Source organism: Serratia sp. HNCC26DJ206 (assembly GCF_057180605.1).
Map to the genome: position 1 here is coordinate 1 of NZ_JBXUGP010000006.1, position 23717 is coordinate 23717.

The following is a 23717-nucleotide window of genomic DNA, read 5'->3' on the forward strand; positions in this document are numbered from 1 at the left end:
TGGACCATTTCCAACACGGGTTCCACCAGATACGTTTATAATCGAAAACGTAGATTTTTTGCCGTTTGCGATTAAAGCGAATAGGTTGATCGCGAGGCTCAAAAAAATAAACTCTCAGTGCGTAGACAAACCATAAAAAAAACACTCCCCCCCAAAAAATAAGTGGACTAATTACACTTAACTCATCCTCAAGTGACATAAATAAAATGACAAGAAAAAAAGACATAATAAAAAAAATTAGTACAGCCAAAAAAAACATCCCCCCCCAAGCCATTGGGCTATAGCGGGGAATTTCTAGCCAAATATCATTCAACTGATTCACCCACATCAAACGGGGCGGTACCCACTGTGGCTGACTGTTTTCTGGCATATCCTCCTGCCAGCGGTAAATGGGCGGATGAAGCCGGGATTCCGGCTGTTTGTCGAATAAAGGAAACGGGTTGGGTGCCATTTGATATTTTCCTTAATATACCCGTCATCATTCGAGTAAGGGCGCTATTGACTCACCTGCCAGCTGCCGCTGCGGGGCCGTGGTGGATTCCTGCTCCATCGCCGCAGGCCAACGGTCTGCCTTGCGGGGGCTCCAGTTATCTGGGCGACCAGGGTATTCCGGCTCCTGCGGCACGGGTTCATGTTTCATATATAAGCACAGGTAACTCCACAACTGGTGAAACTGCTGTGGAGAACCACCGCTGACCTTAAAACGTTCGATCACGTTATAAGTGCCGGGTTGGCAAACAGAGAAAAACAGTTGAAACCCGCCGCTGTAATGATCGCTGGAAAAACGGACTTCACCATGCACATCGGCCCAGTTAAACACACGGATCCTAGTGGGCCATTTCCACCACGGGTTCCACCAGATGCGTTTATAATCGAAAACGTAGATTTTTTGACGTTTGCGATTAAAGCGAATAGGTTGATCGCGAGGCTCACAAAAATAAACTCTGACGTAATAAATTAAATGTGAAAGAAATATAAATTCCACCATAAAAAATGAAATATTCATACCTAGATCAGAACTATCAAAAGGCAACATGGAAACAAGGCAGATAATCATAATAAACGGCATAATAATAACAAGAAAAAGCATTATCCCCCAAACAATAACGCCATAGCGGGGAATTTCCAGCCAAATATCATTAAGCTGGTTAAGATGTATCAAGCGTGGCGGCACCCACTGTGGCTGACTGTTTTCTGGCATATCCTCTTGCCAGCGGTAAATGGGCGGATGGAGCCGGGGTTCAGGCTCAGTGTCAAATGAAGGAAACGGGTTGGGTGCCATTTGATATTTTCCCTAATATACCCGTCATCATTCGAGTAAGGGCGCTATTGACTCGCCTGCCAACTGCCGTTGCGGGGCCGTGGTGGATTCCTGCTCCATCGCCGCTGGCCAGCGGTCCGCCTTGCGGGGGATCCAGTTATCTGGGCGACCAGGGTATTCCGGTTCCTGCGGTACGGGTTCATGTTTCATATAGAGGCACAAATAACTCCACAACTGGTGAAACTGCTGTGGAGAACCACCGCTGATCTTAAAACGTTCGATCACGTTATAAGTACCAGGCTGGCAAACAGAGAAAAACAGTTGAAAACCGCCGCTGTAATGATCGCTGGAAAAACGGACTTCACCATGCACATCGGCCCAGTTAAACACATGGATCCTGGTGGGCCATTTCCACCACGGGTTCCACCAGATACGTTTATAATCGAAAACGTAGATTTTTTGCCGTTTTCGATTAAAGCGAACAGGCTGATCTCGGGGTTCAAAAAAATAAACTCTCAGTGCGTAGATAAACCATGAAAAAAATACCCCCCCCCAAAAAATGAAAGAAATGACCATACCTAAATTTGGATTACGTAATGTAAAAAATAAAATAGGAAGGTAAATAATAATAAACAATAAGATAAGCATTACAAAGATCATCCCCCCCCAAGCCATTGGGCTATAGCGGGGGATCTCCAGCCAGATATCATTCAACTGATTTACCCACATCAAACGGGGTGGCACCAACTGTGGCTGACTGTTTTCTGGCATATCCTCTTGCCAGCGATAAATGGGCGGATGGAGCCTGGGTTCCGACTGTTCGTCGAATAAAGGAAACGGGTTGGGTGACATTAGGCGCTCCTGATTTAGTTTTCTGAGTTGGCGGTCAGTTGCAGGCTATCATTGGGTTGGGTTTTATCCGGCCAATAGGTCACCTTGAGTTCGGCATTGTTAAAGCGCACCAGATCGAGTGCAAACTCACCTTGCAGCACCAGCCCACTCTGGTCCCAGGTTGGTTTCAGGGTCGCATCGGTGGATAAGGTGGTGGATACCGACAGCCCCTCGCCCATAGGCATCATAGAGGTAAATGTCTGTTTAGCCTGCGTTGCCAACCCCGTCTGTTTGGCAGGAGAGGCGGTATGAGTCAACAACTGACTCCCAGCTTTCCCCTTCGCGGTGAGTTCAACCAGCCAGTCTGAACCGGTTTTACTGCAACCGGGCAAAACGACACGTACCACCGCCAGCCGGGTGCCCACACTATTGAGCATGATTTCAGTCCCCCACTGCCGTTGGATCTGAACCGATACGCCACTGACAATGGTGTAGTAGGCCTGCATCGCCTCTTGCAGGTTTGCCAGGTTTTTAACATCCCAGACTTTATCGAAATCACCACGGGCACTGTGGATACCAAAACAGGTATCACTGAGCCACACCTCAAGGGGGGAGCGCACGGCCTCTGCCGCCATGGTGGCCAGCACTGCACCCAGAATTGCCAGCCCAATACACATGCCTATCGGCCCTAACAGAGCAAAATTAGCTGTAACCCCCGCCACAACTCCCGCCAGTCCAGAAGAAAAAGTGAAAGCCCCCGCCCAAAAGTAACGTGATGCTGCAGTGCTATCCCCCTGTTTATCTGCGTCACTTGCTTTCATAAACATCCCAATACCGTCCACTAACGAGGCCACTCCTCCAATCACACCGGCAACGCGGATCAAGGGATGCGCATAGGAGACCAACTGGCCAAAAACCTCTATTTTCTGCCCGGCCCTCACCCAAGGGGCAGTGCCCCAGCGCACCACCATATGCCCAAAACCAACCATTTCAACGGCGGAAGCGGTTACCATCAGTGCGCTGGAGGTGAGCTTCATTTGTGCCTGAGTGTCCCCGGCCACCGTCTGTTGCAGCGCCTTGAGATTGTCATCCATCGCGCTTTTCTGCAGGCCCAGCATCACTGCCCCCAGCACAAACCCCAGGCCGCTGCTGCTCAGCACCCGGCGCGGCAGTTGGTACTGCTGGCGGGCTATTCTGAGTGACTCCCCCAGGCTCATGTTCAACTGCCCGGTGGTCAGGGATTTATCAACCGCATCCGAAGCCAAGACAAGGTCTGGGAAGTGGGCAAGGCGGCTGCCGTCTTTCAACAGGCTGCCGTTCTTCAGCGCATTCACACTGGTGCCCGCTTTGCGTGCCGCCTGCTTAAAGGCCGGAGAGTCAATATCTTTCAGCAAGGTGGCAAAGCGCACGTGGATTTTCTGCTCCAGCGTTTTTGGGTCAGTCACCTGCAGCCAGTTGCCCATCTGGGCCGTGCTGGTGCTGGCCTTCGGCCCTTCCCTGAGGGTGTTCCACACCGGGCGGCCATGGCCGTCAAGCTGGCTGCGTAAAATACTCTGGTATTCACGCACGGTAATTTCACCGGAGAAGATCGTCACAGCCGGCCCACCTTCGGCCACATAGGCCAGCGCCTGCATCGACCGTTCAAAACCGCGACGGGCCTTTTCCGACAGTGTGTCCCCCACCAGGCTGAACGCGCCGTTCATCGACATCGTCAGGCCGCCCACCTCAACATTAAATTTCAGGCTGTCAACATAGTCGCAGACCTCCTGAGCGTTTAAGACGCTTTTTAGGTTGGAGTACGTGGCCGACCCCTGGTAGACCGCATTGATCAGCCCGGTCTGGGTTCCCAGCAGGGCCATATAAGGGGGGCTTTTGGGGGTTTCCAGCCAGCTTTTCCACACGGACGTGGCCTTATCGAGCCCCGCCATCCCCCCCTGGAGACTACTGGCCAGCGTACCAAGCTGGGCCGCCCAACTGAGCACACTGGTGACGGGGGAATAGTCCTGTTCAATAACCGTCAGCCACAGCGCTGCGCGATACCATGCTTCGAGGTCTTTGCCCACTGACTGCATCGTCCGCATATAGCTGTCAAGGGTGAGGTGATACTTGCTGGCAAACGCGGCACGAGCCGGTTCGTTGTAATATTGCTGCATGCGCTCCATCGCCGAGCGTTTACTCGCTTTAACCATATCCTCACGGCTAAAGGTGTAGCCTGGGGTAGGAGAGTCACCAATAGCGGGCAAGGTCACCGCGGTAATCCCTTTATCCGCGTCAATCTGCTTGTTCATTACCGTCTGAATACTGAGAATGGCATCAGAAATCGTGCTTTGATGGAGGTTTTCAGGGTCTGAGCGATATTTCGCCAATGCCTCAACCACATCCAGGCGTGCGTAATTCAGCTCCTGGACGATACCCACCGCATCATCGAGCACAATGGCATTCACGGGCGCTTTATACTGCTGCGCCAGTTGAGCTATTTTACTCCCCAGTGCTGCCTGCTTGCTTTTATCCCCCCGAGGGTAGAAACCGTGCGCCCCACCTGTGCCACTCTCTTTGACCACAATATTTGGTAAGAACCCTGCCGCAAACTCCACCACATGGCTTTGCAACGTGGTCAGTGTCGGATCAAGCGTCAGGCTGCGGCCTGCCCCGGCGATGGTGACCTTGTTACCCGAAAGCGTCAGGTGGGTGAAACGGCTCGCCGGGCGTTTACCGCTTTTGTATTCATTCAGTACCGTCTTGCTCCACGCATCACTGCTAAACGCAATGGCTGCTTTTTTGTACGGCGCTTCGATATTGATAAAACTGGCCGAAATATCGTGGTTCTGCGTCAGACATGCCTGACTCAGTGGTGCGACTTTTTCGGCTTGCGGCATGTCATACGGATTAAACTGGCGCAAAAAACCCGCTTCCGTTACCTGATATCCCTGCCATACTTTGTCGTCCAGCAGAACGTACACATAACCCGCACGCAGGGTACGTAGCGCATATTTGAAATTACCGCCCGCCAACGCCACACCCTGATCGGGTACCGCAGGCTGCCAACCGGCCTTGACCACTAACTTTGGTACGGCAGCCACGCGCAGTGGATAAATAGCCACCCCTTTTCGCTGGCAGGCCTTGCAACCTGAAGGTGTACAGGCGGCCTGTTGGCTTGCCGCTGAGTTTTTCGTAGCTTGCTCTTTTATACCCATCATCAAAATTCCTTTTTCTCACACGTTATTACTGCTCGAGTTCCTGCCAGACTGCATCGGGTAGCGTGAGTAACAGTTGGTTGAAATACAGCTCAGGGGTGTTAACCGCTTGTTGTAACAACGCCTGTACGTCCTTATGTGCCAGAATATCAGTGGGTAACGTCAGTGAATTAAGCGCAAGGTAGAGGCAGTCACTGGTGTGATGCAGCCCCACTTGGCTTGCTTTCGCCCAGGCATCCACGGCCTGCAAGACTGCATTCTCAGGTAAAACGTCGGCAACCTGTTGCCAGGCAGATAATACTCGCCAGATATCACGAACGTGGCCCAGTGCCTGCTCGGTACGCCACTCCAATTGCCATTCCTCTTCTAGAGACGTGCCTGTCAGCACCCGCAGATGCCCACTGCAAGAGAGCCAGCCCCAGCGGCTTATCAGCCCGAGCAGTGATGCCAACTCACCAGGTTTGCTTAGTGCCTGCAACAGCTCAAGATGTAACGGTTCAAAAAACGGGATAATGGCATCCGGCTTGATTTTTCGGCAAAGCTCTGCCAACTGTTGCGCCAGGGCAGCGGGTGCCAGTGGCGTACTTATCCAACCACAGATATAACGTTTTTCAGCGAGTAATTCCCCACGGGAATACTCCTCGCTTCTGCGTATTATCTCCTCGCTGCAGCTTTCACCTGGCGAGGCCAGCAATAATAACATCGGGCAGTAATCTGGCGTGTAGGCCAGATCCGGACGGGAAACGCGATACAGTGCCCCAATTCCCCAGGTTGCCTTAAGATGATCGAGGTGTAACGGGCTCCACGACACCGTAGGTTTGAGCGGGTCCAGCAACAAATAGCGGTACTCCCCTTGTTGCTTTTCCAACATCTCTATCAGGGTATTTTCCTGAGAAGGCTGCATTTCCATTGGCGTCTCCATCACATGGCCTGCTCAACACATTTCGCTTCAGGCGGTAACGTTGGCGGGGATGCCTGATAACTCTGTGCCCCCAGTTGGTTCAGGCTGGCACACTTGATGTTGACCTCACCCGGCGAGAAGATCGTCACCCCGGAGCTTTCAATCACCAAGGCGGTCTGCCCGCAGGCTAGCGTGATTTTTTTACTGGCCTGAATATACACCTCATCATCTTTACTGATGATTTTCATGTCCTTGAGTGAGGTGAGCGCCATAGCATCGCCCTGCGCCTGAATGTCGACCTTGCCTTTGTTGGCATACATTTTTATGCCCAGGGTTTTCGCAAACAGGCTGATGATTTCACCAGCCGCCACAGTAAATTTCTTGAAGACGCTGAAATCACTGTTCTCCGCCGATGTCTGGATAAAATTGCTGCCGGTGCTGATTTGAATGCTCTGTGGCGAGACTTGCGCAATCCCCGCCGGGGCACTCATTAACAACACGGACTGCTGAAGGTCTTTGAGCGAAGACTCCAACAGTGCTTTCTGCGACTGGATTTCAGCCAGTTCTGCCTGGGCAGTCTGTACCGCGTTACTGAGTGATGTGGCCAGCCCCAGCGCCTGCTGCAGAGCGTCCAGCGCCGGTTGCATCTCCAGCACCTTGCCCTGTGCCTTCGCCTGCCCATCGGCGCTCATGAAGATGCCTTTCTCCGCCCGGATGGCCCCAAACAGGTCGGTGCGCAGCTCAAACCCTTCGCCGCGCTGCTGCTTCTCGCTGTCAACCAGGTGCCCCAGGTTCAGTTGGCTTTTGCCACCGTACTCGGTACTGAGCTTGATATGCTCCTGATTTCTCGTGTCATCCAGTCTGAGTTTGTTGTTGGCCGGAGTGCGCAGGACGTTGCGTTTGTAGTTGCGGATGGTGACGTGGTCGACATGCGCCGAATCATGCAGAACGTGCGCGATGTAAGGGCGGTCCGGATTACCATCTTCGTACGCAATCGCCACCTCCGTCCCTGCCAAAAGTGGAAGATGGAGTCCATAGACGTCTCCCGCATACGGACGGGCCTGCCGCACCCACAGGCTTTCGTAACCCGGCTCCCAACTGTCTCGGTCGAACAGCATGTTCACCCGGTAACGTCCGTCTTTGTCGATATGACCGTAGATATCGTTGGCGGTGGTGCTGGTCACCCGTGCCGGCAACGTACCGGCCATCTTGGGTTTGGGGAGCAACGCCGGGCGGAAACCGTAATCCTCGGAATAAGGAATAGCTTCGAACGCCACTTCATAGCTGCGGTCGCGCCGTGCCGAACTGGTGGTACGCACGATAACCACGCCCTGGGCAAACGCGGCCGGGGCATAACTGCCCGTCACCTTCAACTCCACGCCCGGTACCAATGTTGCGGTGTTGGCCACGCCGGTAAACCGGGTTTGTTGGTTCAGGTAGCGCTCATGACGCAGACGGGCATAAAAGGCCCCGCTTTCCGGCTCCGGCTCACGCCCTTCGCTGCCGGCGGTCAGGTAGTTGTCGGCGTAGTGATAGGCTTCGCCGTAGGTGGTGGCATCACCCCGGGTCACATCCACCTGGCTGCTCAGGTCGGCGGTGGCGGTGCGGTAGTTGTAATCGTGGGTGCTGACCGATTTCTCCACCACCTGATGGGCGCTGGACAGGGCCCAGACCGAGTCCGCGCCGCTGTCGTGCATGCCTGATGGGGGCACCGCCTGCAAGGTCATCCCCTGTTGGTAATGCCGCTGGTCGTCGTAAAACTCCACCACGTCAATATTGAGCTTCGGGTCGGCGGTAAAGCGGAACCAGATCCCCACCTCGGCCAGCAGGCGTGAGATAAAGGTCAGGTCATCTTCACCATACTGCATCACCTGTTCGCGGCGCGGATACTCATGGGCCAGCGTGAAGACAAAATCCTGCCCACGCATATCGTGGCGCTCACGCAGGATTTTCTCCACAATGCCCGGCACCGAGATATCCTGATAAATCGCGTTCTGGTGGCTGCGCGACAGCAGCGCCAGGCGCGGTTGCAGGCAGACTTCGTAGTGGCTTTCGTCGCGCGAGGTAGAGAGGCGCTTGAAGCCGGTGACCACCCCCTGAATAACCCGCTGGGGTTGTTGGACGGACACACCAAAGGCCTCCATCACCGGGGCCTGCAAGGTGAAGGAAGCGTCCTGCATCAGCATGGTGTCCGGGGCGATGGCCTTGTCGCGGCTGGTGAACTGGATAGCGTAACGGAACGGCGCGCTCAGCGCCTCTTCACCGGTAAAGCCCAGCACATCTATCGGGGCACTGCTGCCGCGTACTGCCAATTTGTGGTGACTGTGGTCGAAAAATAGCGCGGTGGACAGTTCACTCATCTTTTTTCTCCATCAAATTCGAGCAGGATGCCCGTGTCCTTGTCCCACCCCAGCGTCAGCCGAGTGGGGTGGTGTTTTGCGGCCTTCTGGCTAAGCAGTTGTTGGCTCAGCACCGGCAAGACATGCTGGTTCAGCAGGCTGTCGATATGGCGTGCCCCGCTGTCCGGTTGCAGGCAGGCGGCAACCAGGACGTCGCTCAGGCTGTCTTCCATCACACAACGCAAACCGTAATGCTGCTGCAACCGTTGGGCCAACTGCGCCAGTTTGATGGCGACGATACGCTTGAGCGCCACCGCGCCCAGCGGGCGGTAAATCAGGGTCTGGAAACGCGCCAGCAGCGCAGGCTGGAAATGGTCGCGCAACAGCGGGCGCAGCCGTTCATGTAATTCGCTCTCGGGCGCGTCGGGGTACTGGTTCAGGTATGACATCAACGCATCGCTGCCAAGGTTCGAGGTCATGACTATCACCGTGTTGCGAAAATCAATCTCGCGCCCTTCGCCGTCGCGCATAAAGCCGCGGTCAAACACCTGATAGAACAGATTGAGCACGTCGCGGTGGGCCTTTTCCACTTCATCCAGCAACACCACGCTGTAAGGGCGTTGACGCACCGCCTCGGTCAGCATGCCGCCCTGACCATAGCCGACGTAGCCCGGTGGCGAACCTTTCAACTGGCTGACGGTGTGGGCTTCCTGGTATTCGGAGAGATTGATGGTGACCAGCGACGCTTCACCGCCAAACAGGGTGTCCGCCAGCGCCAGCGCGGTTTCGGTCTTGCCTACCCCGCTCGGGCCAACCAGCAGGAACACGCCCTGCGGGCCATTATCCGCCGTCAGCCCGGCGCGGGTGGCGCGCAGCCGTTGCGCCAGGTCACCCAGCGCCACGTCCTGCCCGATAACCCGTTTCGCCAACTGGCGTTCAAGCTGCAATAATTCGCTCTGTTCGTCTTTCAGCAGGCTACCCAGCGGCACGCCGGTCCAGTCGGCAATCACCGTCGCCACCGTACGCGCATCCACGTCCAGCCACAGCAGCGGGTTACAGCGCTGGATATCGTGCAACTGCGCCCGGAGTGCGTCACACGCTTCACGGCGGTGGCCTTCCTGACGCGCGACCAGCAGTTGTTCGGTCAGCGCCCGCTCTTTCTCGTATTGCACCGCCAGCCGGACCTGATGTTTCTGCAATGCCCGCAGCCGGTCGCTGATATCCGCCAGCCGGGCCGGGTCAACGGCGGGGTCCAGCACCTTGTCCTGCTCAAGCGCCTGCTGCTCGATGGTCAGCGCCGCCAGCTCTGTTCTGAGGTGCACAATTTGCTCAGGCTCACTGTCCAGCCCCATTCGCACCCGCGCACTGGCGGTATCCAGCAGGTCGACCGCTTTATCCGGTAATTGTCGGCCTGTCAGGTAACGGCGCGAGAGCGTCACGGCCGCTTTCACCGCCGAATCGCAGATATGCACCCCATGGTAGCTGGCATAACGCGCCTTCAGGCCCCGCAGCATCCGGCAGGCGTTTACATCATCCGGCTCTTCGACTTTAACCAGTTGGAAGCGCCGCTCCAGCGCCGCATCACGCTCAAAATACTGCTTGTACTCCGACCAGGTGGTGGCCGCAATGGTGCGCAGTTCACCGCGCGCCAGTGCCGGTTTCAGCAGGTTGGCCGCATCGGCCCCGCCCGCCTGATTACCCGCACCAATCAGGGTGTGGGCCTCATCGATAAACAGCAGTATCGGCGTCGGTGACTGCTGCACCGCCGCAATCACGTTCTTCAGCCGTTGTTCAAACTCGCCGCGCACGCCCGCCCCCGCCTGCAACAGGCCTAAGTCGAGGGTGCGTATCGCGATGTTTTTCAAACTGGCCGGGACGTCACCTTCCGCCAGGCGCAGCGCCAGCCCTTCCACCAGGGCGGTTTTGCCGACGCCGGGCTCACCGACTAAAATCGGGTTGTTCTTGCGGCGGCGGGAGAGAATGTCCACCATCTGGCGGATTTCGTTATCACGCCCCAATACCGGGTCAATCTCGCCCGCCCGCGCTTTGGCGGTTAAATCCTGGGTAAATTTATCCAGCTCAGCCTGCAAGGCCTGATTCGGTTCGATAGCCGGGGGCAACGTGGCCTCCGCCGGGGCATCGACCGGCCATTCCAGGCGCGGGGGCTTTTCCGGGCGCTCTTCCGATTGCGCATCCAGCAGCGGCAGCAGGTGGGCCAGTTGCGTGGCACTGAGGCTGAGCAAGGGCCGGGTGGCGTTCTGGGTGACCAGGTGCTGGGCGGCGACCAGGGCCATCAGCACATGCAGCGAACGTACTGCCTCCGTATTGACCTGTGCCGAGGCTTCCAACCAAGCCTGTTGTATCAACTGCTGTAACGGGGCCGACAGTTGCGGCTTGCCCTGAAGCTGATGCGGCAAACGCTCCAGGTGTGCCAGCAGCCCCTGCCACAACGCATCCTGATCCCAATCATAACGCCGGGCGATCACCGACAGATCGCCATCCCCCTGCTCCAACAATTTGAGCAACCAGTGCTCCACGGTGATCTCCGCATGGCCACGGGTCTGGCACAACGTCGCCGCTGCCGCCAGCGCCTGGGCACAGTAAGGATTTAACCGATGTAATAAACGTGCTGCGTGAGTGCTCATGCCTCTTCCCTGTTCTCTTTTCCTGCCCGCCATGACGCCGTGCGGGCACGCTACCGCCCATAGCCGTTAACCGAGGCCCATAAGGTCATTGGATGCATTGTGAATGTGCTTAGCTCAATACCGGCGCGACGGAACTCAGCCAAACACACCAAGAGCAGGCGGTCTCCCGCCTGCTGTCAGGGCTTACGCGGTAGTACGTTCGTTCCAGGAATCGGAATGAATGATGTTGCCGTCTTTGTAGGTCCAGGTGATTTTCTCGTAGCGCAACTCGATCTGCTCCAGATGGTTGTGCTTCTCTTTGGCAGCGTCTTTGATGTCGTGCATCTTCGGCGCCACTTTCACCAGCTTGACGTTCTCCAGCGTGGTGTTGAAATACTCCACTTCCTGACCGGCGTCATCGATGCGGTACCATTTGAACTCGGCCTTCTTCAGCGTCTGACCGGTGGTCACCGCCTTGTACAGGTACGGGCTGGAGGCGTCGATTTCCTTGGTAAACAGGAACGGCGTATGAATGCGGGTCCCCGTCAGTTTACCGGTGTTGTTATCGGTCGGGATGTACAGGCTGTGATCCTGTGCCACCACTTCGATGCTGCCTTCGCGGTCTTTCACGTCCACAGACCCTTTGATGTCTGCACCGCCGTCGTCTTTCAGCCAGAGATAGACTGGAATTGCCATGTAAAACTCCTTTTATTGACGTAATAAGGTCACCTGCTCCGGTGACCGGGTTAGTGTTTCTGGCCCCGGGCAGGCCGACGCCGCCGGGACCAGAGTGATTTCAACGCGGCGATTGGCCGCCCGTCCGGCAGCCGTCTCATTGCTGGCTACCGGCTGGGTCGCCCCAAAGCCCTGCACGGCAAAACAGCTTGCCGACACCGTGCTGTTCTGCACCATCCAGTCACGCACTGCTTCCGCGCGTTTAAGTGAAAGTGGCTGATTGGTGTGCACATCACCGGTACTGTCGGTATGCCCGGCCACCACAATCAATTCACCGGGTTTGGCCTTGATGTTAATCAGTGCCGCCACCAGGACTTTGGTGGCGTCGGGTTTGAGCGTGGCCTTGCCGGTATCAAACAGCGACAGGCTGTCCAGACGCACAGTTTGCGGGGTTTCCACAGTCAGTGCGGTGGAAGAGACGGGTGCGGACACCGGGGGGATATAGCCTTTGATGGCTGCCATCAGCGGCTGACGTAGTCTCTCTCCCTGATACAGCCCGAGGCCCAGACGCAGGGGCTCACCGTTGCGAAACTGTTCATCCAGCAACGCCATATCCTGACGCAGCACGGCAACGGCGCGGGCTTTCAGGTCGTGGTCTTTCATCTCCACGCTGTCGTAATGGCGAATATCGAACACGACACGCTGCACGAGTTGCCGGTTTTGCCAGGCACTGCTGCATAACGCCACCACCGTGGCCCCCCCCAACAGAGTGACAGCATGACGCAATGCCCGCTGGCGTGGTGATACGCCACTGCCCACCGGCAGCGTGGAAAAGAGAAAATCGGGGAAAGGCAGCACGTTGTCTTCGGTCGTGGGTTCCGGGTGCCAGCCCACCACGCGGGTCAGGGCAGTGTGCGCCGCCAGCCACTGCTGCCAGAGCGAAGACGCAACCCGCCCCTGCAACCCGGCGACCTGATGCAGGATGAGCTGCTGCGGGGATACCGCGGCCACATCGTCGTTGTGTGTCTGCAATGCAGGCAGCACCTGCGCCTGCAGCCAGTCCTGGTGATGGCGGAACAGCACGGTCTGTTGCATCCGCTCAGCCTGCAGTGTAGGGCTGCCCTGGCATTGCCAGTCTGCCAGCGTTTCCGGCTGGGTGACGCTCGGCCACAGAGTGACAGGCGGTGCCTGCTGTTGAGAGAGCCAGACCGGGGTCGTGGCGAGCGAGGTCGCCACGGTGCTGCACAGGAGCAGCGGCACCGGGCAGCGGGTATCCCGGCGCAGTTGCACCAGTTGCCAACGGAGTTCCTGCAAAGTCGTGGATAACGCCCGTGCGTCTGCCTGTTGCTGCGGGTTGACCGAAATCATCACCGCCAACTGCGCGGCCCACGCCGGACGTTGCCACAGCAGTTGCTGCACATGCTGGCGAAGCTGGCGGCTGTCATCCACCCGCAGCCAGCACCCCTGCGCACTCTGGCGCAGCGTCTCGGTGCCGAACAGGGAGTCCAAACCATCACCGCAGACCAGCACCACCGGCAAGCGGGTGTTGTCCACCGGCAGCCCGTCAAAGCGGCTCGTGGTCAACGTCGCGTCAGGCTGGCGACCCGCTCGCCACAGCCCTGCCACACCGATAGCGACAACCAGCAGGAAAGCGACCCAACGAACCGGCGGTGAAAAGGGCAAAAAAACCAGACACAGCAGACTGGCCAATAACCCTGCCCACAACCAGAGACCCTGTCGCCACCGCGGATGCATTACGCCGGCCCCGGTAACAACGTCGGCAACAGGCCCGACAACGTATGATCGAGCCCCCACCACAGCAAGGCCACGGTGAGCCCGGCCAGCACCAGACGCACCGGCCAGTAACGCAGCCAGCGGCCCAGGCGATTGCGTGAGGCCGCGACGGCCAGAACCGGACGCGACGGCGCCATATTGAACGGTGGGACCCACGCGGAGAGCTGATCGACCAGGTGTTCACGCTCCGGCACGGTCAGTGAACGGTATCCGCCCAGGAACCCCAGCATCAGCACCCGATGGAAACAGACCAGGACGGCACTGTCCGGCGCAGGCTCGCGCAACACGCTGCGTATCCGCTCATACAGTTGATGACCGGCGTCCAATGTGTTGAAGAAATGGGCCTGCAACGGCGAATGGCTCCACACGAAGTAGGCATCATCCTGCACATCTCGCCCTTTCACGGTTTCATCCAGTATCGCGCACTGGGCATACAGGATGTGCTGACGGCTCGGCTCACTGACGTCCGCCTCAATCAGCGCCTTCTGGAGGTGCTCGATATCGGCCACGCAGCGCTGCCAGAACGCCTGACCCTCGCCTTCCGCACAGGTCAGGCCCTGACGCAGGCTGATCACCTGCAGCCAGGTATCCTGCAATAACGCGTCCATATCCACGTGCGGGGCAGATCGCTTCATCGACGGGCTCATGAGCGCAGCACCGCGAACAGTTCAAGCTGAATGTCACCCAGCGTACCCGGAACGTAGAACACGCAGGCCCCCGCCTCCAGCATCTGCTGCGCCGCCGGGTTGTTCAGATCCAGGGAGAAGTACTGATTCTCCAGACGCAACGGAATGGCCGCCGGGACATGGCTCAGCGGGCGCAACGGGATCCCGCTCAACGCGATGTTCACCACCTTGCCGACATCATCCGGCGCACCGACTTTACACAGTTGCGGGAACTGGGTTTGCAACTGTGCCGCCGGCAGGGAGGAACGCACGGACAGGTAGAAATCCACCTCTTCGCGCAGACGCGGATCGTGCAGGGCACCGCGCCACTGATTGACCCGCGGCTCATGCACCAGTTCAATCGCCACCACCCGTGACGGCAGGCTCACTTCCAGCAGGGTATTGAGCAAGGTGAAGAGCGGAGGGAACACCGCCGTCAGGCGATCGTGCTGATAAACCGGAATGGCCGTGACGTCATGCTCCAGGGAAAAGGTCAGCAGGCTGCCCGCCAAGCGGGCCAGTTCCTGGTACAGACGCTCAGGGTGTACCTGCGGGTAGCGCTGAAAATTCCCCAGCACCGGCTCGGCCCCGTTGAGGGCATTCAGCAGCCAGAACAGCGACACGTCGGCCACGGCAAAATCAGCCATGCGCGCGTTGCTTTCCCGGCGCATGCCCATCAGGCGTTGCAGACGCGCCCGCAGTTGCACCATCAATGACTCCAACTGCCCTTCACACCACGGGCTGGCCCGCAGGCTCAGCAACGGCGGGATAAACTGCGTGTCCTGCGCCCAGCGGCCCTGCGCATCGCGCAATAGCCGCACCACCGGGCAGACCTGATAGTCCCCGTTTTCCTGGGTGTCCAGACGCAGGGTGAGCTCATGGCTCATCACCGCAACCTGTTTTTTATCGTCGCCATACTGATTTTGCACATCACGCCATGCCTGACGGTAACGCACCGGCCGTTCGGCCCGCTCATCGGGTTGCAGGCAGTTGCCGCCGTTGGCATAGAGTTGCGGCAGGGCCAGCATCACCGTGACCGCCGTGGCGTCCGCGGGCAGGTTGGCCGCCAGGGTCAGCGTGGGCGGCAGGAGATCGGCACAGTCCGTGTCGATCAGCACACCGTCCTGAAACCGCACCTGCAGGCGCTCCGCTTTCAGACGCCCTTGCGCCAGCGCGTCCTGATCAAAAGTGGCCTGCAACACGCCCCAGGGATGCAAGACCCCCATCTGCGCGATGCATTCGTTGGTCCAGGCCTCCAGCGAGGCCTGTTGTTGAAACTGCTGCGGGGATACCAGGATCCCGCGTGTCCATAAAGGACGATCAATCTTCATCGTGTCTCCGTTTACGCCTTCGCTTTCGGCATCTGCGACACCAAGGACAGCGCCACATCCAACCCTTCGACCTGGAAGTGCGGGATGGCATACAGCTTGACGCGGAAGAAGCCCGGGTTGTCTTCGATGTCTTCCACCGTCACCTTCGCATCACGCAGCGGGTGAGAGGCTTGCAGGTCATCACCCGGGTCGGTCATCTCGGTCACCAGGCCGCGCACCCAGGTGTTGAGTTCCAGCTCCAGCAGGCGACGATCTTTGGTGGTGCCGATGTTCTCGCGCTGAATAAGCTTCAGGTAATGCGCGATACGCGACAGCAGGAAGATGTACGGCAGGCGTGAGTTGATGCGGCTGTTGGCCGTGGTATCTGCGGTGTCATACAACGCCGGTTTCTGCGCCGAGTTTGCGGAGAAGAAACAGGCATAATCGCGGTTTTTGTAGTACGACAGCGGAATAAAGCCCAGGTTGGCGAATTCAAACTCGCGGGTCTCGGGGATCATCACCTCAGACGGGATCTTCACCTGATTGCCGGTGCCCAGATCGTACAGGTGGATTGGCAGGTCGGTGACTGCGCCACCCGCCTGCGGGCCACGGATCTGCACACACCAGCCGTTGTCGATAAAGCTTTTCACCATGTTGGCGGCAAAGGCGAACGACGCGTTGGTCCACAGGTATTTATCGTGGTCCGGACCGGTGACCTCTTCCACATAGTTGAAGCTGCGCACCGGCACGGTATCCGGGCCATACGGCAGGCGGCCCAGCACGCGTGGCATGGTCAGGCCGATATAGCGCGCATCGTCGGTGTCACGGAAGGATTTCCACTTGATGTATTCGGCACGATCAAAGTAGTTGCCAATGTCTTTGATGGCCGCCACTTCTTCCATCGAGTTTTTGAGGAAGAACGCCGGGCCGACGGCACCGATAAACGGCATATGGGCAGAGGCCGCCACTTTCGAGAGGTTACGCAGCAATGCGACATCTTGCGGGCTGGCATCAAACTCGTAGTTAGAAATTACCGCTCCGATCGGCTCACCGCCAGGAGTGTCGTACTCGGCAATATAGGTATGGCGATACAAGCCGCTCTGGATAATTTCTGGGCTGTCTTCAAAATCCTGACGCAGATCGTCTTTGGAGACGTCGAGCAGCTCCAGCTTCACGTTCTGGCGAAAATCGGTTTTGTTCACCAACGATTTCAGGCCACGCCACAGGGATTCCACTTTCTGGAACTCCGGGTGATGCATCACCGCATCCAGTTGGCGGCTGATTTTTTCATCCAGCGCGGCGATATGGCTGTCCAGCAGGTTCTTGTCGAGTTTCTCGACTTTTTGCGCCGACTGCTTGAGCAAGTCTAAAAAGACGCTGACGGCGGCGGTGACGCGCTCATCGGCAGAAACGTCCGCCAGGGCATCGCCGTCCTGAAAGGCCTCAATGCCGTTAAGCTGGGAGACCGGGTTAAGGTTGATTTTTTCAAACAATGACGCGTAAACGCTGTGCGGCACCGGGGCGTTTTTTTCCAGCACGGTGGTGGTAGGGCTCTGACGTTGTGCTGTTCTTTCCTGCAGTGTTTCTTCCTGTCCAGACATCGGTTTCTTCCTTATCTTCCCGGGCGATTAACAGTTTTCGAGTGCCAGTATTTCCAGTTCCATCCGCAGCTCGTCGCTCAGCGCCTCATCCTTCAGGATGATTTCGAGCTCGCGGCGGAAGGTGGCGTTGTCCAGCAGGTTGGATTTGAGGTCGCGCAGCAGGTTGCGCATGGCCAGCATGGCCCGCAGTTGCGGGATTTGACGCGCCACCTGTTCCGGCTCGAAGTCTTTCATGGCACTGAAGCTGAGGTTGACGGCGGTGTCGCCGTGGTTATCGGACAGGGTATCGGGCACGGAGAGGGCGAGCTTAGGGTTGAATTCGGCCAACACGCTGTCGAAGTTATTTTTATTGACGCCGATTTTTTCGCGCTCAGACAGCGGGCGGTATTCTTGCCCATTGCTGTAATCGCCCATCGCCAGCAGTTTGAGCGGCAGCTCGACGCTTTTCTGTGCGCCGCCGGTGTGCAGGTCGAGTTTTATGTTAACGCGCGCTTTCGGCAATTCATTTTGGTAGGAATTGGACATGGGTCTCCCTGTTCAATTAAGACAATAAAAGAACGGTCTGCCCCTGGGGGATCAATAAGAATGGCTAACCCTGCCAAACAACAACTTCCTTTTTACATCATCGGATGCAGACGAAAAAGAGGGTCACAAGCCAGCACATTCCTTACGGGACAATGGCAGAGCGCTGTGTAAATAAGGTTTATCTGAATAAAGAAAGGATCCGGATAAAACTCACCGCAGGCAGTGTAGAAACCTTAATCAGATTAGTGAAACTCCGCAATGTAACTAAATATTACAAAGAAATCATCATCTGACATCCCTCATCACAATGATTATTAAGAATGTTCCAAAACAACATCACTAGCGCCTATCCGGCAAGGGATGGCGCGGAACAGTGAGTCGCTCAGCAACCGATTCACGTAGAGGAAACACGGTTGAAAAAGGCATTTATTGCCCAATAACTTTTATAAGGGCGGTAGGGTCAGCGGATGTCATAATTATAAAAAGCGTCTATCACACACAAATACATTCACCGAATGAATGCATTCTGCTTTTTTAAGCTAAGCGTGATTTATTTCTGACGTTAACCATCTGGTGGATGTTCTTCGTTTGCTCAGTCCCGTCCTTCTCTAAATATTAACGCTGTTGCCAGTACCGTGACGCTCGCCATTGACTGCTGGAGTTGTATCTTTGTGCTGATGATACCTCACGTTCAAAGATCGTTTCCCACCGTGAACGCAGCCTGCAATGGGTGGAGTTAAAAACCGTGTACCGTGGGTGATAGCATCGATTTAACATCAAGGGGAAATTTTCTTCAGTAAGCACATGTTCTCTTCGCTGGAATTATTCGACATGCTATTAAAAAAACTGTCTGCCCCATACTGCTTTTTCTGTTTGCTATAAACGCCAACGCCGAAAAAATTAATGGCGTGGGAGTGAAGAAACTGGATGTGACAGACTCTGTTGAACAACGCACAATGGATGCGGTGGTATTTTTTCCTAGCGCTGAACCTACAGAGACCATCAGCATAGGTCCCTACCAGATTGGGGCATTCCGATCGGAAAAAACCGTTATCCATTGATACTTCTATCGCATAGGAGTATGGGTAGCATGTGGGGTCACCATGACCTCGCCTCCCCTCTTTCACGACAGGGATAGAGGATCCTGCACATGCTGATTGCGGGTAGATTATAATTTTTCTATATCTGTCAGCAGGTTTTGCGCGTGCTGAACAATATCGTCATGCTCCTGTGGTGAGAATTTTTTTATCTGGTGATACACCATCGACAAACGGGGATTATGCGCCAGGCGCGACTGATGCTGAATAAAAAAATGCCAGTAAAGTGCATTGAAGGGGCAGGCATTCTCCCCCGTGCGCGTGCGCGGGTTATATTCACACTGTGAACAGTAATTGCTCATTTTGTTGATATAGGCCGCACTGGAGACATAGGGCTTGCTGGCCAGCAGCCCGCCATCTGTAAACTGGCTCATCCCAAGCGTATTGGGCAATTCAACCCATTCAAAGGCATCGATATAAATACCCAGATACCATTGGTGAACCTCGGCAGGCGTAAGCCCCGTGAGTAACGCAACATTGCCGACAATCATCAACCGCTGGATATGATGGGCATAAGCGTGCTCCAGCGACTGTCCGATAGCCTGCGCCACGCAGTGCATTCTTGTGTTGGCACTCCAGAACCAGGCAGGAAGCGGTCTCTGGTGATTGAAGAAATTGTTATCGCGATAGCCGGGCATTTTTGCCCAATAGACGCCTCTCACATACTCACGCCAGCCCAAGACCTGCCGGATAAACCCCTCGGCGCTGGCAAGAGGAACTTCACCGTTTTGCCAGGCCATCTGCACCCTGGCGACAACTTCACGTGGAGACAACATTTTGGTGTTGAGGGCAAAGGAGATCAGGGAATGAAACAGGTGCCAAGAATCGGTGTGCATCGCATCCTGCCACTGGCCAAAGTGACGGAGGTCATTACGGACAAAGTGTTCCAGTAACACCAGCGCTTCTTTTCGATCCAATGGCCAGCGGAAATCCCCCGCATGTGGCTCGCCAAAGCTCGGCACGTCAAGCCCGACGAGGGTACTCCAGAGTGCGGTATGATCGTGTACGGGCCGACGATCGTCTGGAGGCGCAGGCTCGCCTTTCCAGGGCTTGCGGTTCTCTGCGTCGTAATTCAATACTCCTCCTTCTGGCGTACCGTCCGGGCGCATCAGTACCTGCTCGCGGCGACGCATCGCGTGATAAAAATGCTCCATACGCCAGGTTTTACGCTGGCCAAAAAAGTTTGCTACCTGATGACGTTCACAAAAAAAGTGCTCGCTGTCCACGGTGACGGTCTCCACCCCGCAGGTTGCAGACCAGCGTTTTAACTGTTCGTCCAGACGCCACTCATCGGGGAGTTGCCAACAGAATGTCACTGCCTGATAGTAAGCAATAAGCGCATCAAGGTTGTCCGTCAGCGCCCCACGATTCGACGGGTCATCCAGTTGGACATAGCGTACCCGATGGCCTTGCAGGCGCAGTTGGCGAGCAAATTCGCGCATGGCGGCAAAGAGGGCAATAATCTTCTGTGCGTGATGGAGGACATACCGCGTTTCCTGCTGCAGCTCAAGCATCACGTAGACAACATGGTCTGAGCGCTGCTTGAACCAAGAGTGATCGGGGTTAAGTTGGTCCCCTAAAATAAGCCTGAGTTCCGTCATATTTCCCCTGATAACATCACGGTAAGCCATTTGCGGCTGCGTTGGTGATCTCGCGTTCTCGGCGCGGAAACGCGTTTAGTTGAGCCAGTAAATTGATGCATTCAAGATCGTGGCAAATCCAATCCATAGCGCGTAGGGAATAAACAGCCATGAAGCCATTTTGTCGTATTTTTTCGCCTGGATAATAAAAAGCAGCACCGTCATCAGCAGCAGCGTGATAATAATCAGCGCCTTACCCGGTTGATGCGCCAGGAAGAATACCGGGGACCACAGCCAGTTCAATACCATTTGCATGCCCCATAAAGCCATGACAAGGCTCTTGGGTGCCAATCGCCAGATCCGCCAGCCAGCCATTGCAATCATGATATAGAGTAACGCCCAGACGGGCGCAAATACGGCATTGGGCGGGTTAAAGGAGGGTTTCACCAGATTGGCATACCAACCATCAGGGGTGACTAAAAAGCCAAGCATAAATCCCATGCCAACAACCCCAACAAGAAAATAAATCAGTACGAGAAGATCGGTCGAACGTTTTCTCGAGCCTTTTGCTGCAGGCATCATGTCATCAATCCCTATTTGGAGAACGTACAAAAAGCCACAGGATATATCAACGTATTGCAGGATGCGTTCAATGGCTCGGTATATCAAGCATAGTACGGCTTTCAGCCAGAACCTGAGCATGCGGGTGAATTTTCAGACGCAACCAGCGGCTAACCGATCGCTATGTGTCCGCTCATGCCAGATCTGCATCATGTCGATAACCTAACCAACACCGGTTAAACCTGTTTCAAAAGCAAAGCGAAATAAATCGGCATCCCTTGAGATTTGAAGTTTACGCATCGCGCTGGTTTTCTGTGAACTGACTGTTTGTTTAGTGCGCTTTAACTGACTCGCGATATCGTTTACAGACATTCCCGATACATACAGCCTGATAACTTCAGCCTCTCGTCTTGTCAGTTTATGGTTAGCGGTTCGTGAAGCCATATTCCCCCCCAAGTCCTGCGCCACTGATTTGAAGTGAGGAGAAATATAAGTCGCTCCAGCATAGACAGCATGTATAGCAGAGATAAGGTGACCAGTATCCTCAGCCTTATTCAACACTGAACCCACACCTAACTTGAGTATTTCAGTAACAATTGCGGGGTTATCTATAATCGTGAAAACGATAATCTTTAATTCTGGGTGATGCCGTCTTAAGAAAGAAAGCATTGCCATACCATCTCCCGCAATACCTCCTGGCATAACATAATCAGTTATCAGAACATCACAATTAACCTGGTTTAATACATCAAGAACCTCTGTCGAGTCTCGCCCCTTTCCGACAATATTTAACGTACGAATTGTCGATAACTCATATGAAATACCCGAGAGTATTGCAGGGTGATCGTCAGCAATAACAATATTAATATTCATAATTCATCCAATTAATAATAACTATATCCTTAGCACTTTATTAAATTTGATAAAGTACTATCACATCGTTCTATACGCCAAATGCCAATAATGTCAGGTAGAGAAAGCCGCAGAGCCAACCCCGAAGAGCTGACTCCAACCATCGTTCAGATAGGCGAAAACACCCACCACCGCTTCAGATATGAAAGGCATATCCCCATCACTTTTGCAAATTGCAGGAAGTCGCCCTCCTCCTGCAACACAAAACACATTAGGAAAATTTCACGAAGTTCATCACTCAGATTTGCTCATATCATTCATTAACCAGTGACTTAACATTCCTGTACTTCCATAAGCTTTTATTACGGCCAGATAGCTGTCAAAACGGTATGAAACTTCATTGACACGATTATTGTTGTAATCACTTTCGGCAATCAGAACATCAAGCAGTGTGCGACGACCAAGGTGATACCACTGATCAAAAAATGCCTCCTTCACTCTTTCAGTTTCTTTAATCAGGCCAACATAAAGATCCGCCCTTGCCAGCAACGTATTGGCATCTTGCACTGCAGCACGAGCTTCAAACTCAAGATCCATTTGCTGCTGCTCTTTATTCTCCAGTTCAGCCTCTGCTCTCAACAACGCAGCCTCCCGAGCCGCTGTCGCTGAACCACCGCGGAAAATAGGCCAACTGACGGTTACCATGGTCTGCCAAGGATCTTGTCGACCAAAATCATCCCTACCCGTTGATTTAGTCACAACCCAATTGATCTGTGGTTTCTCAGCCGCGCGTAATGACTCAGCATGAAGCCTTGATGCCTTCGCCTCAGCTTCAGCCTGCAATAAGGCAGGATGATTTTGGGCCGATGACAGCAATTTATTCAGCTCAATATCTGGCAACGTAAATTTAATATTCTGCGGCATTCTGACCGGTTTATTACCAATCAGCTTGCGCAGTTTTATTTCAGCATCGCGCTCACGGGCCAGCCACGTATCTCGGCTGGCTTCGGCATCCATCAATCTCGCACGCGCCTGGACAAGCTCACTGGCCCGCCCTGCATCCGTAACTACTATGTCACCCAACATATCAACCAATCGCTTCATACGTTCGACGTATTGCTGGTTGATAATGCTTATCCGGCTCGCCTTCTCTTTTTCAAGAATAGTGCTGGCGACGTCCTGGGCCAGTACTTCCACGTTGGCCATATATTTCTGGACCGCTGCCGTTCCAAGCTCTTTTCGGCTATCGATGGTTTTCTCCGTGCGCCCCCAGTCATACAAGGTAGTCGTCATATTCAGATTGACCGCCTGGGTGGCTGGATTAGTACTCCGTCCCAATGATTTTGAACGAGTGTTAGCACTCACATCAATTTGTGGCCAGCGCTGCCCTTCCGCTTCACGCACATCAGCATTTGCCGCACCCAGTTCTGCACTGGCCTGTTTTAACGCGGGGCTGCGTTCAATCGCCTGTTTTAAAGCCCCGGCCAAAATAGCTTTAAGTACGTTGCTACCCACTGCACCACGCTCGCCGTTTTGACGATCGGTCTTTGTTTGACGCGCTGCATAAGTCCGGGTAGAGGAAGACTCTGCCGGCTTAATGGTTTCTTTAACTGCTACTTTCTTCGCAGGTGATAACTGCTGAGCTTGTTCCGCAATTTGACGGTATTCACCAAATGTGCCACGAAATTCAGCACTCTTGGGTTTTTCCGCAGATGAGAACAAACTCCATGATGAAACCTTGCGAGGTTCATCTTCCGCCGCCAACAATGGAATATCCTGTGTATTAGGTTGAGCATGCAGAATAGATGAGTAAATCATCCCAGAACACAGCAGAAGCTGCATTGAGGCATTCCACACTAATACACGAGCCTTTTTAGGCATATATTTTCTTTTACTTGGCTTCATTA

The 23717-nt window shown here is 55.0% G+C and carries 17 protein-coding genes; all 17 read right to left on the reverse strand.

What is annotated here, in order from left to right:
* A partial coding sequence (locus AC2A1E_RS05380) for a DUF6708 domain-containing protein (protein ID WP_484382903.1) occupies positions 1-451 on the reverse strand: 451 nt, incomplete at its 3' end.
* 27 nt (positions 452-478) lie between these two features.
* Entirely contained in the window at positions 479-1201 is a 723-nt protein-coding gene (locus tag AC2A1E_RS05385) for a DUF6708 domain-containing protein (protein WP_484383018.1), read from the reverse strand.
* A 108-nt stretch (positions 1202-1309) separates the two neighbouring features.
* Complete coding sequence (locus AC2A1E_RS05390) at positions 1310-2113, reverse strand: DUF6708 domain-containing protein (protein WP_484382904.1); 804 nt, start codon at positions 2111-2113, stop codon at positions 1310-1312.
* A 14-nt stretch (positions 2114-2127) separates the two neighbouring features.
* The gene (locus AC2A1E_RS05395) at positions 2128-5289 is read right to left on the reverse strand and encodes a T6SS effector BTH_I2691 family protein (RefSeq protein ID WP_484382905.1); all 3162 of its coding nucleotides are present in this window, start codon (positions 5287-5289) and stop codon (positions 2128-2130) included.
* A 25-nt stretch (positions 5290-5314) separates the two neighbouring features.
* Complete coding sequence (locus tag AC2A1E_RS05400) at positions 5315-6196, reverse strand: hypothetical protein (RefSeq protein ID WP_484382906.1); 882 nt, start codon at positions 6194-6196, stop codon at positions 5315-5317.
* Positions 6197-6207: 11 nt separating this feature from the next.
* Positions 6208-8547: a type VI secretion system Vgr family protein gene (locus AC2A1E_RS05405; RefSeq protein WP_484382907.1), complete on the reverse strand. Its 2340-nt coding sequence runs from the start codon at positions 8545-8547 to the stop codon at positions 6208-6210.
* The gene (gene tssH, locus AC2A1E_RS05410; RefSeq protein ID WP_484382908.1) at positions 8544-11171 is read right to left on the reverse strand and encodes a type VI secretion system ATPase TssH; all 2628 of its coding nucleotides are present in this window, start codon (positions 11169-11171) and stop codon (positions 8544-8546) included. The genes AC2A1E_RS05405 and tssH overlap by 4 nt, the downstream gene beginning before the upstream one ends.
* 183 nt (positions 11172-11354) lie before the next feature.
* Positions 11355-11846, reverse strand: a complete 492-nt coding sequence (locus AC2A1E_RS05415) for an Hcp family type VI secretion system effector (protein ID WP_473190765.1) — start codon at positions 11844-11846, stop codon at positions 11355-11357.
* A gap of 12 nt (positions 11847-11858) precedes the next feature.
* Entirely contained in the window at positions 11859-13550 is a 1692-nt protein-coding gene (locus tag AC2A1E_RS05420; protein WP_484382909.1) for an OmpA family protein, read from the reverse strand.
* A gap of 29 nt (positions 13551-13579) precedes the next feature.
* Positions 13580-14266 (reverse strand): type VI secretion system protein TssL, short form, encoded by a 687-nt coding sequence (gene tssL, locus AC2A1E_RS05425; protein WP_484382910.1) that lies wholly within the window; start codon positions 14264-14266, stop codon positions 13580-13582.
* Complete coding sequence (gene tssK / locus AC2A1E_RS05430; protein WP_484382911.1) at positions 14263-15615, reverse strand: type VI secretion system baseplate subunit TssK; 1353 nt, start codon at positions 15613-15615, stop codon at positions 14263-14265. Before tssK ends, tssL begins: the two co-directional genes overlap by 4 nt.
* Before the next feature lie 11 nt (positions 15616-15626).
* Positions 15627-17195: a type VI secretion system contractile sheath large subunit gene (gene tssC, locus AC2A1E_RS05435; protein WP_484382912.1), complete on the reverse strand. Its 1569-nt coding sequence runs from the start codon at positions 17193-17195 to the stop codon at positions 15627-15629.
* Between the two features lie 27 nt (positions 17196-17222).
* The gene (gene tssB / locus AC2A1E_RS05440) at positions 17223-17720 is read right to left on the reverse strand and encodes a type VI secretion system contractile sheath small subunit (protein ID WP_484382913.1); all 498 of its coding nucleotides are present in this window, start codon (positions 17718-17720) and stop codon (positions 17223-17225) included.
* 1168 nt (positions 17721-18888) lie between these two features.
* Positions 18889-20418, reverse strand: a complete 1530-nt coding sequence (locus AC2A1E_RS05445; RefSeq protein ID WP_484382914.1) for a cryptochrome/photolyase family protein — start codon at positions 20416-20418, stop codon at positions 18889-18891.
* Between the two features lie 75 nt (positions 20419-20493).
* A complete protein-coding gene (locus AC2A1E_RS05450) occupies positions 20494-20979 on the reverse strand; it encodes a TspO/MBR family protein (RefSeq protein ID WP_484382915.1) in 486 nt (161 codons plus the stop codon).
* Between the two features lie 201 nt (positions 20980-21180).
* Positions 21181-21831, reverse strand: coding sequence for a response regulator (locus AC2A1E_RS05455; protein ID WP_484382916.1), 651 nt, complete (start codon positions 21829-21831; stop codon positions 21181-21183).
* Between the two features lie 273 nt (positions 21832-22104).
* Complete coding sequence (locus AC2A1E_RS05460) at positions 22105-23715, reverse strand: TolC family protein (RefSeq protein WP_484382917.1); 1611 nt, start codon at positions 23713-23715, stop codon at positions 22105-22107.
* Positions 23716-23717: the final 2 nt, after the last annotated feature.

Coding starts and splice junctions, on each gene's coding strand:
- AC2A1E_RS05405 (WP_484382907.1), bottom strand. CDS start 8,547: ATGAGTGAACTGTCCACCGCGCTATTTTTCGACCACAGTCACCACAAA.
- AC2A1E_RS05390 (WP_484382904.1), bottom strand. CDS start 2,113: ATGTCACCCAACCCGTTTCCTTTATTCGACGAACAGTCGGAACCCAGG.
- tssK (WP_484382911.1), bottom strand. CDS start 15,615: ATGAAGATTGATCGTCCTTTATGGACACGCGGGATCCTGGTATCCCCG.
- tssH (WP_484382908.1), bottom strand. CDS start 11,171: ATGAGCACTCACGCAGCACGTTTATTACATCGGTTAAATCCTTACTGT.
- AC2A1E_RS05415 (WP_473190765.1), bottom strand. CDS start 11,846: ATGGCAATTCCAGTCTATCTCTGGCTGAAAGACGACGGCGGTGCAGAC.
- tssL (WP_484382910.1), bottom strand. CDS start 14,266: ATGAGCCCGTCGATGAAGCGATCTGCCCCGCACGTGGATATGGACGCG.
- AC2A1E_RS05455 (WP_484382916.1), bottom strand. CDS start 21,831: ATGAATATTAATATTGTTATTGCTGACGATCACCCTGCAATACTCTCG.
- AC2A1E_RS05460 (WP_484382917.1), bottom strand. CDS start 23,715: ATGAAGCCAAGTAAAAGAAAATATATGCCTAAAAAGGCTCGTGTATTA.
- tssB (WP_484382913.1), bottom strand. CDS start 17,720: ATGTCCAATTCCTACCAAAATGAATTGCCGAAAGCGCGCGTTAACATA.
- AC2A1E_RS05450 (WP_484382915.1), bottom strand. CDS start 20,979: ATGATGCCTGCAGCAAAAGGCTCGAGAAAACGTTCGACCGATCTTCTC.
- AC2A1E_RS05400 (WP_484382906.1), bottom strand. CDS start 6,196: ATGGAAATGCAGCCTTCTCAGGAAAATACCCTGATAGAGATGTTGGAA.
- AC2A1E_RS05385 (WP_484383018.1), bottom strand. CDS start 1,201: ATGCCAGAAAACAGTCAGCCACAGTGGGTGCCGCCACGCTTGATACAT.
- tssC (WP_484382912.1), bottom strand. CDS start 17,195: ATGTCTGGACAGGAAGAAACACTGCAGGAAAGAACAGCACAACGTCAG.
- AC2A1E_RS05445 (WP_484382914.1), bottom strand. CDS start 20,418: ATGACGGAACTCAGGCTTATTTTAGGGGACCAACTTAACCCCGATCAC.
- AC2A1E_RS05395 (WP_484382905.1), bottom strand. CDS start 5,289: ATGATGGGTATAAAAGAGCAAGCTACGAAAAACTCAGCGGCAAGCCAA.